This window comes from Streptomyces sp. NPDC043176, from assembly GCF_056436715.1.
The window spans coordinates 107,059-119,779 of sequence record NZ_JBWKCA010000002.1 but is presented as its reverse complement, the minus strand read 5'-3'; the positions used below and the strand labels follow the sequence as shown (position 1 = coordinate 119,779).

Below are 12,721 nucleotides of genomic sequence, written 5' to 3'. Positions count from 1 at the left end.
TCAACTTCCTTGAGAAGGAGGTGAATCAGCCGCCCGAGGGCGTCACCATGAGGGAGCGCGAGAAGTGATGGATGAACCACTGGGGCAAGAGGTGGTCGCACGTGGCACCGCAGGCAGGGGAACCCAACGCCGTACTGGCGGGGTGCCTGGATGAACTCGGGTGGAGTCCCAAGGCGCTCGCTCGCAAGCTGAACAGGGTGTTCGGAGCGGGGACGGTGGCCGAGTCGGCGCCGTACCACTGGCGAGACGCGGGCTCGCTGCCGCGCTCGCCGTTACCGATGATGGCCGCCTACGTGCTCTCCCAGGAACTGGGTAGACCTGTCTCGGTGGCCGAACTCTGGCAGGGCCGCGTGGGCGACTCCTCGGCGCTCGTTCCGGCCGACACGGATCTCGCACGGCCCTGGACCGTGCAGGGCATGGAGGCGATCGTGGAGGACTGGGTGATGGGAGGGCTTGTCGACCGACGCCGGTTCCTCGCGATCTCGGGCGCGGGGCTCCTCGCGATCGTCGCCCAGTACCTCGACGGCACGGCAGGGCGCGGCCAGTACGCGCCCCGGATCACGCCGTCCGCAGGTGCCGATCCGCTCGTCGACCAGGTCGAGCAGCACCTGCCCATGCTCTCCGCCCTCGACGACGAGCACGGTGGAGCACGTCATCTCCCATACGTGGGTGTTCAGTTCCGTGCGGTCGGCTTGCTGATCCGCGAAGGCGGTCACGCTCCCGCCGTCGCGAGCCGTCTCATCCGCGCGCTCGCGGAGATCGGCCAGCTGGCCGGCTGGATGGCCTTCGACGCCGCCGACCACGGTCTGGCGCAGCGCTACTTCGCCACCGCGTTGAGGGCAGCACACCAGGTCAACGACCTGCCCCTCTGCGCCCACATCCTCGGCGACCTCTCCTTCCAGGCCGCGAGCCGGGGCCACCCGGCGGACGCCATCGCCCTCGGCGAGGCCGCCCGCCGCGCCAGCGACGCCGCCCCGCCGGCCGTACGGGCATCCGTCCTGTCCCGGCTCGCGTACGCGTACGCCACCGCCGGCCGCGACAACGACTTCGCCCACACCCGCGGGGCCGCCCGTGACCTGATCGCCAGCCGGGACGGCGGCCAGGAGGAGCCTCGCTGGATGTACTTCCTCACCGACAACCACCTGGACTGTCAGGCCGGTTATGGCCTCATCCAGATGGGGCGCGCCCGGCTGAAGGCGGACGGTGGCACGAGGGGACGGCGCTTCCTCGCCCAGGGAGCGGAGATGCTGCGTTCCGGGGCGTACGACGTCCCGCGCGGCGACCCCAGCCAACGCAGGGCCATGTTCGAAGGGGCCTGGCTGGCCCTGGGCCACAGCGCTCATGGTGACCTGGAGGCCGCTTGCCAGATCGGCCAGATCGTCGCTGACCGCCTCAACGTCGTGCGCTCGCCACGCAGCGCGGCCCTGCTCCACCAGCTCGCCGCAGATTTACGCCGCCGACAGCGCAACGCCCACGTGCGCAGCTTCCTGCCGACCCTGGAGCACGCCCTTGCCGAACACGCCCCGTCGACGCAACCCGGCCGTTAGGGTCAGGATCATGACCGCAGGGGAGCGCGTTGTCGTTGTCGGGGCTGGGGTGGCAGGGCTCACCACCGCCGTCGTTCTCGCCGAGGCAGGAGCCTCGGTGCACGTGATCGCCGAGCAGGTACCGGGCGTCACCTCACTGGCCGCCGGGGCGATGTGGGGGCCATACCTGGTCGAGCCCAAGGACAAGGTCGACCAGTGGGGACAACGATCCCTGGAGATCTTCCGCAAGCTGGCCGAGGGCCCGGCCACAGGCGTCCGGCTCACCAGCGGCATCGAGGCATCCCGCACGGCCGAAGCCCCGCCGGACTGGGCCACCATTCTGCCCGGCTTCCGACCGTGCAAGTCGGCCGAACTGTCGGCAGGGTTCACCGCCGGGTACCGATTCACTGTGCCGCTGATCGACATGCCCACCTACCTCGGCTACCTCCTGCGCCGGCTCGACGCCGCTGGAGGAACGGTCGAGCGGCGGCGCCTGGCCTCGCTCACGGACGCCGCGCCTGCTTCCGTGATCGTCAACTGCACGGGGTTGGGTGCCCAGGAACTGGTCCCGGACCATGACCTTCGGCCCATCCGCGGCCAGCACGTCGTTGTCACCAACCCGGGGCTGACCGAGTTCTTCTCCGAGGACACCGGCCTCTCTCCGGACCTGCTGTGCTTCTACCCTCATGGCGACACGGTCGTCCTGGGCGGTACGGCTATCGACGGCGAAGGCAGCCTCGCCCCCGACGACACGGCTGCGGCCAACATCCAGGCCCGCTGCGCCGAGGTCGAACCCCGCCTTGCTGAGGCCCGCGTCCTGGAACACCGGATCGGCGCCCGCCCGACCCGCTCCGCAGTCCGCGTGGAGGCCGAGCGTCGGAAGGATGGCACCGTCGTCGTACACAACTATGGGCACGGGGGTGCTGGCGTCACGCTCTCGTGGGGCTGCGCCGAGGAGGCTCGGATGCTGCTTGACCTGAAGTGACCTCAGGTCGCTGGTCGATACGTCTCTCGCTCCTCCCAGCGCCTTGAAGGAGCAGACGTCCCCGACGGCCCCACGGTTCGCCAGTCCTGGGCGTGGGCCTTCGTCCCGGACGGGCGTGTCCTCGCCCTCCTCGACCCGGCACCGGCGCGGCCTGGCTGCCCCGCGTCACACCGGAACCCACGGACGGATCACGCAGACCCCGAGACAACGTTGATCCGTGAAGCCCGTAAGGAGGCCGCGGCCGAGCTCGCCGGCACCCGGTACCTCGGGTACCTGTACGCCCCCGACGAACCCTGTGCGCGCGTCCGCTACACCGCCACCCCACGAGCCTCGGCCCCACCCCTGTCGATCCAGCTATCGGACCCACCTACGTCCGGATCCTGGCCACCCCAAAGCAGGCCCTGGAACTCTTCGATTGGGCGCCGCCCACAGCCGAGCAGCTCCAGGGGCTCCACTAGGCCGGCGTCCTCCTCGGCATTTTCCAGGCCGGTCGCCAGCTCGTCACCGAACTCGCCGGCCCCATCTCTTGGTAGCGCTCCTACCTGCCAAGGTCTGGAAGAGGCCACAGAGCAGGAATCCGCAGGCTGCTGAGTGGCCTTCATGCCGTGCGTCCGTCACCATCTGCCTGGGACGGTTGGGACGGCGCTGGCCGGCACAGTCAGAATCGACAGACTGCTGAAGATGGAGGAGGGGACAGTGCCGGATTTCGGGGCGGTGCTCGGCGGCATCGGCCGGGGGGTCGCGGCGGTCGGCCGGTTGGTGTGGGCCGTGGCGACCTCGCCGACGATCGCGAGCGAGTACGACGCCGAGATGCAGATTTGCCGGTTGTCGCAGTTCATCCAGGACGAGGTGCCAGAAGAGCTGCACGGGCGGGCGTGGGGTCTGGTGGTCGACGAGCTGCGTCGAGTCGAGACGGAAATCGAGCGGATGGTAGAGGATGCCAAGGTCGAGGAACAGGCAGCCACCGACGAAGACTGACATCCAGGGAGCGGTGGGCCACGAAGAGGCTGGCATTCTGGCCGAGGCGGCCAGTATGGCGAACCCAGCCCAGGGGGTGCTGCGCCGCCGACAGGGAGGGTGCCCTGGTGGTGACGCGTAGCCGCCAAGGCGGCGGCGTCCTCAGCCGTTATGCCTGGCGCCGAGCCGCCCCGCATGCCGTGTGGATCCTACAGACGGGATGAGCGTGTCGAGGATGCGCTGGTAATCGGCACGCGCGAGGGGTTCATCAGCCCAGGCTGGATCAGCACGCTCGCTGATGAGGTCGAGGAACCGGCCTGGTGTCGTCGACTCCACAGCCCATGCCTCACGGTCGGGCACAGCCCACCAGATCTCCTTGTGTTCTGGATCGAGGCCGAGTCGGACGGGGCCTAGGTGACGTCCGAGCGCGTCGAGACGGTGCAGGCCCGTGCCTGCGAGATCTGCTATGAGGGCCTGGGCTTCGTCTGCGGTCTGGACGTGAGTGAAGAAGGGCACGGTGCGGCTGCGCTTTCTCGTGGTCAGGCGACTAGCTGGGGGTTCCGGCCACCCTGGGTGGCCGCCAGGCTGATGAGCTGGGCGGCTCCCAGAACTTGGTCGATGTAATCGGTAATGTCGTTCGGGATATCACTCAGGGGTTTGAGGAGCAGGACAACGCCGAGTGCCGTGTCGCCCCACAGGGCCGGGGCCGCGACCGAGTCCCAACCGGGCAGGCACTCCTGGCGTCCGACGGCGTAGCCCAGCACGCGGATTCCGTCGAGGGTCGCGAGGAGGTCGTCGTTGCCGAGTGCGCCCGGGCCTGCGGTCTCGGGGATGGGTTCGGCGAGCGCGATCTCCCGAAGGCTCTCGGGGACGTAGGCGAGCAGGGCGCGTCCGGAGGCGCCGGTGCGCAGGGAGCAGCCGGCAGTGAAGATGTCGTACGCGGTCATGCCGAAGTCGTCCGGGCAGTAGTTGCCGATCGCGTAGTCGGTGCAGACGCGGCGCGCGCCGATGGAGGCGAGGCTGTAGAAGAGGACGAGGCCGCCGCAGTCCGCTTGCAGGTCGACGAGGATCTCGTGCTGGTCCAGGCCGTCATACATGCCGGCCATCGCCTGCATCCCGGCGCGGGCCGCGTGACTGCCGAGCCGGTACTTGCCGCGGCCTACGCGCTCGACCCATTTGGCGGCCACCTGGGCCGCGAGAATGCGGTGAACCACCGCAGGATCCAATTCCGTGTGCTCGGAAATGGCTTTCAGCGAATGCGTGTCTCCGGGGAGCTCGGCGAATGCCTGTATGACCCGGATCACTCGCTCTGCGTGGCTGCTCCCCTTGGGGCGCTCGGATGCCATGTTGAATCCAGAACTAATAGCGGGATGATTGGTGCCCGACGTGCAAGTTCAGGGACGGAAAGCCCGTCTCCGTCTCCTGCTCGCACACGTTCTCAGGGCGGAATCGGAACTGGAGTACCGGAACACAGCTACCGGAACACGACTACCGGTCCGGGAGGACTCTGCAGGAGAGGGGCCTCGCGCCCCTGCCGGCGTGACTCGAGTTGTCGCCTCCTTCGGGCTGCCTCAAGCTGGCGGCACGTGATGGGAGCTGGTGCCGCATGAGTCTCGGAGAAAGCGACGAGGGAGAACTCGGCCCGGAAGAGCTGATGGGGCTGGCCGGTCTGCTCCGGGCCTGGCGCCTCGCTGCGGGGCTGAGGGAGGGACGTGGTCGGGCGATCCCTCAGGCAGAGGTGGCGCACGCCATCGGCATGTCCGAGAAGTGGTATGGGCAGCTGGAACGGGGCGCGGTTCCCCGCCTTCCCCATGACGCGGTCGAGAAGCTGGTCGAGCGGCTCCATCTGGGGCCGGACGAGCGTCAGACGCTTCTGTACTACACCCCGGGCGGTGCTCTGATCGGTCGGGCCAGGCCGAAGGGCGAGCCTCCGGAGCTACGCACCCTGCAGTTCTTGCTGGACCAGCAGATGCCCCACCCTGCCTATGTGACCGATGCCCGCTGGTCCATGATCGCCTATAACCGGGCGATGGCGGACTGGTACCCCTGGGTCGTCGAGCCGGACGCCAACCTGATGCGCTGGGCTCTGCTGCACCCGGACGCTCGCAAGCAGTACGTGGGCTGGGAAGATCATGCCCGTGTGTACCTGGCCATGATCCGCATGTTCCTGGCGCGCCATAAGGCCGACCGCTTCATGACCTCCCTGCTGCGCGAGATCTACGAGGACCCGGACTGCCGTCGGCTGTGGGACGAAAGCCCCCATGTGGTCGCCCATCGCGACGGCAACCGATTCCGCATGCGCCTGCCACGGTTCGACTTTCAGGAGGTCGAAGTCGTCTCGCACCTCCTCTTCCCGGCCGGCCACCCGGACCTGCGGGCGGTGGTGATCACCTGGCTCGGCAGCGAGCACGAGCTACAGCCCGGATCCGTACAGCAGCCGAATGCGCTGTCAGCGGGCGGGGGCGGAGGCTCCGAGGCGATCGGGGACGCCTCTTGGGCGCAGGCCGGGTGGGCTGATTCAGCGGAGGACGCGGCAGCGCTCGCGGGCAACGGGGCGATCGACCTGCCGGAGCTGAGCGCTCTGGCCGGCCCTGGGTGCCGTCTCACGCTCAACCCGCAGGACGGGGCCGTGGTATGGGCGTATCGGCAGGACGGTGGCGGGTGGCGGGTGAATTCGCTCTCCGTGGAGGCGACGCTCAGCCGTCTCGTGCCGCAGTCGTCCCGCCGGGGCGTGGTGCGCGAGTACCAGCAGCTTCTGCGCACAACACTGCCGGCCTCCGCGGGAGAGGCCGGCAGTGAGCTGGACACGATGATCGCCGAGCTGTCGGAGCGCCTGGTGGTTCTGCGTGACCTGCGCGAGCAGCTGGACGAGCCGGTCGGTTGACGGCAGCGAGCTCGACCTCGCGCCTCGCCCCTCCCCTCGTGGGGGCGGAGCACCGGGGTCCGAGCCGCGCCGAATACCGAGCCGAGTCAGGCAGCGGGGTCGAGGATGACCTTGCCGGTGGTTCGGCGGGCCGCCATGTCCTCGTGCGCACGAGCCGCTTCGGTGAGCGGGTACACGATGGGCGCCGGGACGGCGAGTTCCCCGTCCCGTACGGCCTGGAAGAGGTCGGTCATGGAGTCGCGCAGCGCGGTCCGATGCCCGCACAGCAGGGGGAGCCAGAATCCGCTGACCGTCTTGCCGGTGGCCATGAGGTCGCGGGTGGTGATCGTGGTCTCGATGCCGCTGACGCTTCCGTAGACCGCCATCCGGCCCATGGGTGCCAGGGCTTCCAGGGTCGCATGGAGGGTGTCGCCGCCTGTCATCTCCAACGCCGCGGCGGCTGCGCCATGGGTCGACTCCTTCAGGTCTACGGCCAGGCTTGTCGAGGTGCTGTCGACGACGGCATCTGCCCCGAGGCCAAGGGCCAGAGCTCGCTTGGCGTCCGTGCCGGCCAGGGCCACCACGCGGGCTCCGGCCCGCTTGGCGAGCTGCACTGCTAGGGACCCGACGCCGCCGGCGGCTGCGGGCACGATCACAGTCTCCCCCGGGCTGATGCGCAGCACGGTGTGCAGCAGGTGCCAGGCCGAGTTGCCCTGGAGGGTCAACGAGATCGCCGTGGCGTCGTCGATGTCGTCCGGGACCGGGATCGTGGAGCGGCGGTGGGCCAAGGCCACCTGCGCATATCCGCCGCCGCGCGTCAGGGCCACCACCCGCCGCCCGTCGCTGTAGCCCATCACTTCGTTGCCAGGGACGTACGGGAGCGTGACACCGGCCAGGTAGTCCCCTTCTCGCACATGCAGGTCCGCGTAGTTCACCCCCGCCTGGAGGACCTCGACCCTGTGGTGTCCGGCCGTCGGCTCTGGTTCAGGGACCTCCGTGAGCCGGAGGACCTCCGGGCCGCCGTGGCTGGGCATAGTGACAGCCCGCACTTTCTCGCCTCTCAGCACTTCAAGATCATTCGACGAAATTGCGCCACGCGCAATTTGAATGAATTGCGCCACGCGCAAATTCCGGAGACATTAAACCACCCTTGACGCGCAGGGCCTGGCAGGCATAAATTCCACCTCAATTCTTAGAGCCCTACGGACAGGAAACAACTCTCACAGTGAGCCGCATCACTTCCGCTAAATTGCACGTGGCGCAATTTGTGGCGGCCCGCACACCGGACAGCGCCCACCGCGCGACCCGTCAGGGCGCTAATCCCAGGCAAAAGGTGGCGGAGTCCGGGAGAGGCCACTCCCCAGGGCGAATGACGGGCGTCGTCGCTGCCCCGCCAGGAAACGATCTCTCTGCAGTGCAGGCTGCGCCTTCGGCGCCTGCACCTGATGGGGCAACTGATGGGGCAACAAGTTCTACAGAGTTTAAGAACCAAGTCTGGATCTTGCCGCGGGTCCCTGCGTATGTTCGTCGTCCTCCGGGCAGCCCGCCCGGCACCGCGTCGTGAGGAACGAGATACGCACCGACCAGACCGTGTAGGTCTGCATACAGCGACGGCGCCCGGGAGCAGGAACTCCCAGACGCCGAACGCTAAGTGGCATGTCCGCCCCGGCAAGGGCGGGGATTGCCCACCATCACCACGCTGAGTCCTTCCGAGGGGCGCATCAGCGTGGCAACACTGCAACGAGGAGTATCACATGCCTCCTGCCCTGCGTAAAAGGCCCTTCCGCCTGGCCTGCGCGGCAGCCACCTCCGCCCCGGCGTGTTCACGCACCGCGACGGAGCCCGCCTCCCCCGCCCCGGCGAACCACCGGCTCCGCCCCGTCACCGGGAGCGGCCGATGAGCAGCGAAGCCCGCGAGTGGGTCTGGGAGCACAGCTCCAGCCGGGGGACCGCGCGCCTGGTCCTGCTGTCGATCGCCGACCGGGTGGCCGACGAGCAGTGCGTCTCCTGGGCCTCTCTGTCCAGCCTGGCCAAGCGCACGCGCGCTTCCGTCTCCACGGTGCGCGAGGCCATCGACCGCCTGGTGCATGCCGGTGAGCTGGAGCAGCTCGACGACCTCACGGGCCCGCAGCGCAGCACGGTCTACCGCCTCCCCCTCGCCGCCCAGGCCGCGGCAGAGACCGCCCAGGACGAGGATGCCGACCAGGCGCAGGTGGGCGAGCACGAGGCCGCCCCCGCCCTCCGGGTCTCGGTCCTGCGGCGGTACGGAATCCGGCCGCGTGAGGTACCGGAATCCCCCGCGAGGGACCGGATTCCGGCAGTACCGGAAACCGGCAGACCTCGGCGGAAACCGGCACCCCGACGTACCGGAAACCGGCACAGCGATGTACCGGAAACCGGTACACAGAACCGTAGTGAACCTGATTTGAACCGTAGGTACAGCAGTGGTGCTGCCGTCATCTCGGCCAGCGAGTGGCAGGTCGACCCCGCCACCCACTCCTGGGCCCGCGAGCAGGGACACCTCGACCGGCTCGGCCAGGAGGGCCTGCGGGCGGCCGACGCGAAGTGGCGTGCTCACCGGGCGGCCTTCAAACCGAGGCCGGCGGATGCCTGGGCCACCGACTGGCGCTCCTGGATCGCCCGGGAGCACGCCCTCAGCCGCCCGAACCTCTACGCCGTGCCTGGAGGGGCCTCCGCCGCCCCCGGCGGTATGACGCGGGCCGAGGCCCACACCGCCGCCCTTCTCGCCGCCCTCGACGAGCCGACCGGAACGGAGGGCTGACCGTGGACCGCCGCGAAATCGCCGCCCTGCTGGCCTACATCGGTCGACTCGACCCCCGCACCATCCGCACCGACCCGGGTGAGGCCCGCGACCAGCTCGCGCAGTGGCACGAGCTGCTCGGCGACGTGCCGATGGCCACCCCGCACGGCTGGGATGCCCGCGTAGCCGCCCGCCAGCACATCCGGACCTCGCCGTACCAGATCCTGCCCGCGGACGTGGCCCGTCCCTGGGAGAGCTACCGGCGCGACCGGCTGTCGAGGCACTCCGACCCCACGCCGTCCGTCGACCCGGACGACCAGGCCGCCTGGACCGCCGCGCTGGCCGGCGCCCGCCGCGCCGTCGCCGCCGGCCTCGCGCAGCCCGCGCAGGCCAGGGCGATCACCAGCGGGCGTAGCGGGATCGACCCACGGCTGGAGGCCCGGCTGCGGGAGATCGGCTCATGCATACCGCCCACCGCCCGAGCCGCTCTCGCGCCCTACCGGCCCGCCCGGGCCGCACGGGAGGCCGCCATCGCGCAGGGCCAGCCTGACCCTCTCGGCGTGCGCTGCGGCTGGTGCTTGGCGCAGCCCGGTGAGCCGTGCCGTCGGCGCCGGATCGGTCCCGACGACGGGGTACGCGGAACAGCTCCGCGTGCCACCCCGCATCCCGGCCGCCTCGACCTCGCCGCCGCCCAGCAGGCCCAGCAGGCCCAGCAGGCCCAGCAGCCGGCCATGGTCTGACCGGCGTCCGCGGCTGGTGCACCCCTCTCGGTGCACCGCCGGCCACCACCGTCCCTCCTCGGCTGCGGCGCACGCTCCCGCGCCGCAGCCGCCACCCGACGCCGTACCCGCCGAGCACCGCCCTCGCCCCTCGGCGCGGCAGCACATCGGAGAACCCCCTTGCGCCACATCACCACCCACGACGCTCCGGCCACCGGCCTGCGCGGCATCGCAGACACCAGCTGGCACACCCGCGGAGCCTGCCACGGCATGGACGTCGAGGACGCCGACGCCATCTTCTTCCCGCTCCCCCGGGACCACGAAGCCATCGCCGAGGCGAAGGAGCTGTGCGGCTGGTGCCCGGTGCGCAGCGACTGCCTCAACTACGCGCTCGAGAACGTCCTCAAGGAGGGCATCTGGGGCGGGCTCACCGAGGCCGAACGCCGCCCGTGGCACGACGGACTGCCCCAGCGCCTCGACTACCGGCGCGTGATCGCGTTCTTCCAGGGACGCGACGTCCACCTGACCGAGGCCGAGCGCCAGGTCGTCGTCGACCACGCCTATGTCCGGGGCTGGCGGCCCGACCGGCTCGCCGCCGGCCTGCAGATCAGCCCCAAGCACGCCCGTGACCTGCTGCGGCAGGCGGCCAATAAGGTGCTCGACCGCGACCGCCGCCAGGGTGTGCCCCGGCCCAAGAAGAACCGGCAGAAGACCGCTCCAGCCGCGGGCCGCCACATGACCACCAAGCCCGGCACCCGACAGCCGGTATCCCGCCAGGCAGCGTCGACCGCGACGCCCGCCTCTTTCGGAAAGGCCGCATGACCCACCCCGTTCTGTCCCTGGGTGCCGCTCCGGACCTCCCTCTCCTCCTCGTCGCCGGCGTCCCCGCCGCCTTCGCCCTGGTGCTGGTCGCCTGGACGGCCCGGCGCCGGGGAGCCCGCCCGCAGAAGCGCGTCGGCGGTCCGGCGGTCAAGGTCGCCGCCCTCGCCGCCCTCGGCTGCACCGCCTACAGCGCCGACACCTCGTGGCGCTTCGCGGCCGACTACCTCGACATGGCCGGCACCGCCGAGCGTGCCGGGATGTTCGCCGCCGCCGAACTGGCGCTCTTCGCGACCGCGCTGATGGCGCGGCAGAACCTGGCCGCGCAGGGCGCCCCGGGTCTGCCCGGCACCCTGGTCTGGGTGATCACCGGAGTGCAGGTGATCCCCGCCTACGCCGAGAGCGGTCCCGTCGGCGGCACCGTCCGGGCCTTCGTCGGCCCGGTCATGGCGGCCATGCTGTGGCACCTCGCCATGGGAATCGAGCTGCGTCTTCACACCCCTGGTGCCGCTTCCCACGGGCTGCTCGCCGCCCTGGGGCGGGAGGCACGCGAACGGCTGCTGTCCCGCCTCGGCATCGCCGCCCGCGACCGCGACGCCGCGCAGATCACCCGCGACCGGGCCACCGCCCGCGCGGTCGACCTGGCCGCCCGCCTCGCCGAGCGCGCCCCCGAGCGGCGGGAGGACTGGCGAGGCCGGCGGCTCGCCCGACGGCTGTCGAAGGCGGTCGCCAGGGCCTCGGTCGGCACCGACCCCCTCCAGCGCACGCAGCTGCTCGACCAGCTCGCCGCCCGCCGGCACGCGCTCGCCCTCGCCACGGTCCCGCTCCCGTCTCCCTGGTCCCCGGGGCTTACCACCACCGCGGCTGCCACGGTCCCCGCGCAGCAGATGCCGGAAGCACCGGTCCCCGTGGCCGGTCCCCGCAGTCCCGGCGAGTCGGAGGACGGGAGCCGTGGACCGGGTTTCCCGGGGGGACCGGGGACCGAGAACTGGGACGTCAGCGCACCACCAGCGGCGGGGACCGAGGGCGATGACGCGGGGACCAAGTCCCCAGACGTGAGCGCCGCCCCGGGGACCGTCCCCGTCGCACAGGACCCCGGCGAGGGGACCACCGACGGCGCGGGGACCGACGGTCCTGCTGCCGAAGTGCCTGCTCAGACGGATGATTCGCATCGGGGACCGAGGGGCGCCGAGTCGGGGACCGAGCCCACCGGGGACCGGGGACCGACCGACACCGACACGGGGACCGAGCCCACCGGGGACCGGGGACACAAGGTCCCCCTCCGGCGAAAGGCGAGCTCGAAGACCAGGGCCAAGGGCAAGGGTCAGCGCGGCAGTCGCCCCCGCGCCCCGCAGGCGCAGCGCCCGTCTCGGGAGTCGGAGCAGTCGGTGGACCAGCTCGTCCAGCAGGTCCTCCCTCACGTCCCCGCCCTGCTCGAACGGGACGGCAACCCGGCCATCACCCGAGTCCAGCTTCGGGAGATCCTCCGCCGCGAGGGACTGAAGGGTGGCCGGAACGACCGGCTGAGCCTCGTCCTCCAGGAGCTGCGGAGCATCGACACCACGACGACAAGGAGCAATGCCCGATGAAGACCTGCCACTACTTCACCACCATCCGCACGCAGTACGAGCGGGAGATCGGCTTCATGCTCGCCCACTCCAAGCGGTACGAGGGCAGTCCGGCGGCGAAGTCCAGCGCGAAGCAGGCCGCGTCGGCGAAGCAGCGGATGGCCCGGGCCCTCAGTGGCCATGTCGGGCGCTGCCCCGAGTGCGGCTGAGCCCGCAAAGCCCCAGCTCAGCGCCCCTAGCCGCCATGGGTGGCCCGGCCTCGCGCCGGGCCACCGCCCCGCTTACGGAGGTACGCCGTGATTCCGCCTTCTCCTCGGTCATCCGAGCCCACGGTCGCCGAGGCCACGGTCGCCGAGGCCAGCGCCTGGGCGGACGTCCTGGTCCGCCGGCGGCTCGTACACGCCGCTGTTCTCGCGCCCACCGGCCAGTGGCTCGTCCAGGGCCATCGCGACGGACCAGTCCGCGTCCTCGCGGGACCGGCCGATGTCCTCGAACTGGCCGCCGCCATCCAGCTCCACATCCG

12 protein-coding genes are annotated in these 12,721 nt (G+C 70.7%); 9 read left to right on the top strand and 3 right to left on the bottom strand.

Going from position 1 to position 12,721, the window contains the following annotated elements; genetic code table 11:
- Window positions 1–101: 101 nt before the first annotated feature.
- The 3 genes from AC067A_RS03195 (at window position 102) to AC067A_RS03185 (ending at window position 3,489) form a co-directional block, all read left to right on the top strand.
- A complete protein-coding gene (locus AC067A_RS03195; RefSeq protein WP_478613769.1) occupies window positions 102–1,547 on the top strand; it encodes a carph-isopro domain-containing protein in 1,446 nt (481 codons plus the stop codon).
- A 10-nt stretch (window positions 1,548–1,557) separates the two neighbouring features.
- Entirely contained in the window at window positions 1,558–2,511 is a 954-nt protein-coding gene (locus tag AC067A_RS03190; RefSeq protein WP_478613767.1) for an FAD-dependent oxidoreductase, read from the top strand.
- 681 nt (window positions 2,512–3,192) lie between these two features.
- Complete coding sequence (locus AC067A_RS03185; protein WP_391074158.1) at window positions 3,193–3,489, top strand: hypothetical protein; 297 nt, start codon at window positions 3,193–3,195, stop codon at window positions 3,487–3,489.
- Window positions 3,490–4,007: 518 nt separating this feature from the next.
- Here the strand turns inward: AC067A_RS03185 and AC067A_RS03180 are convergent.
- A complete protein-coding gene (locus AC067A_RS03180) occupies window positions 4,008–4,814 on the bottom strand; it encodes a helix-turn-helix domain-containing protein (protein WP_391074155.1) in 807 nt (268 codons plus the stop codon).
- Between the two features lie 260 nt (window positions 4,815–5,074).
- Between AC067A_RS03180 and AC067A_RS03175 the strand changes: the two genes are divergently transcribed.
- The gene (locus AC067A_RS03175; protein WP_391074152.1) at window positions 5,075–6,352 is read left to right on the top strand and encodes a helix-turn-helix transcriptional regulator; all 1,278 of its coding nucleotides are present in this window, start codon (window positions 5,075–5,077) and stop codon (window positions 6,350–6,352) included.
- Between the two features lie 86 nt (window positions 6,353–6,438).
- On the opposite strand, the gene AC067A_RS03170 is transcribed toward AC067A_RS03175, so the two are convergent.
- The gene (locus tag AC067A_RS03170) at window positions 6,439–7,380 is read right to left on the bottom strand and encodes a quinone oxidoreductase family protein (protein ID WP_478613763.1); all 942 of its coding nucleotides are present in this window, start codon (window positions 7,378–7,380) and stop codon (window positions 6,439–6,441) included.
- An 848-nt stretch (window positions 7,381–8,228) separates the two neighbouring features.
- On the opposite strand from AC067A_RS03170, the gene AC067A_RS03165 reads away from it, so the two are divergent.
- The 5 genes from AC067A_RS03165 (at window position 8,229) to AC067A_RS03145 (ending at window position 12,407) form a co-directional block, all read left to right on the top strand.
- Entirely contained in the window at window positions 8,229–9,113 is an 885-nt protein-coding gene (locus AC067A_RS03165) for a helix-turn-helix domain-containing protein (RefSeq protein ID WP_391074146.1), read from the top strand.
- Window positions 9,114–9,115: 2 nt separating this feature from the next.
- Entirely contained in the window at window positions 9,116–9,832 is a 717-nt protein-coding gene (locus tag AC067A_RS03160; RefSeq protein ID WP_478613758.1) for a zinc finger domain-containing protein, read from the top strand.
- A 159-nt stretch (window positions 9,833–9,991) separates the two neighbouring features.
- Complete coding sequence (locus AC067A_RS03155; protein ID WP_190044130.1) at window positions 9,992–10,633, top strand: WhiB family transcriptional regulator; 642 nt, start codon at window positions 9,992–9,994, stop codon at window positions 10,631–10,633.
- Entirely contained in the window at window positions 10,630–12,219 is a 1,590-nt protein-coding gene (locus AC067A_RS03150) for a hypothetical protein (RefSeq protein ID WP_391074139.1), read from the top strand. The genes AC067A_RS03155 and AC067A_RS03150 overlap by 4 nt, the downstream gene beginning before the upstream one ends.
- Window positions 12,216–12,407 (top strand): hypothetical protein, encoded by a 192-nt coding sequence (locus AC067A_RS03145; RefSeq protein WP_190044128.1) that lies wholly within the window; start codon window positions 12,216–12,218, stop codon window positions 12,405–12,407. Before AC067A_RS03150 ends, AC067A_RS03145 begins: the two co-directional genes overlap by 4 nt.
- Window positions 12,408–12,515: 108 nt before the next feature.
- Here AC067A_RS03145 and AC067A_RS03140 read toward each other — a convergent pair whose 3' ends face one another.
- Window positions 12,516–12,716: a hypothetical protein gene (locus tag AC067A_RS03140; protein ID WP_391074135.1), complete on the bottom strand. Its 201-nt coding sequence runs from the start codon at window positions 12,714–12,716 to the stop codon at window positions 12,516–12,518.
- Window positions 12,717–12,721 lie beyond the last annotated feature (5 nt).

What these genes read in the sequence shown, in the direction of transcription:
- AC067A_RS03190 (WP_478613767.1), top strand. Translation starts at nt 1,558, where the DNA reads ATGACCGCAGGGGAGCGCGTTGTCGTTGTCGGGGCTGGGGTGGCAGGG.
- AC067A_RS03185 (WP_391074158.1), top strand. Translation starts at nt 3,193, where the DNA reads ATGGAGGAGGGGACAGTGCCGGATTTCGGGGCGGTGCTCGGCGGCATC.
- AC067A_RS03180 (WP_391074155.1), bottom strand. Translation starts at nt 4,814, where the DNA reads ATGGCATCCGAGCGCCCCAAGGGGAGCAGCCACGCAGAGCGAGTGATC.
- AC067A_RS03175 (WP_391074152.1), top strand. Translation starts at nt 5,075, where the DNA reads ATGAGTCTCGGAGAAAGCGACGAGGGAGAACTCGGCCCGGAAGAGCTG.
- AC067A_RS03165 (WP_391074146.1), top strand. Translation starts at nt 8,229, where the DNA reads ATGAGCAGCGAAGCCCGCGAGTGGGTCTGGGAGCACAGCTCCAGCCGG.
- AC067A_RS03150 (WP_391074139.1), top strand. Translation starts at nt 10,630, where the DNA reads ATGACCCACCCCGTTCTGTCCCTGGGTGCCGCTCCGGACCTCCCTCTC.
- AC067A_RS03145 (WP_190044128.1), top strand. Translation starts at nt 12,216, where the DNA reads ATGAAGACCTGCCACTACTTCACCACCATCCGCACGCAGTACGAGCGG.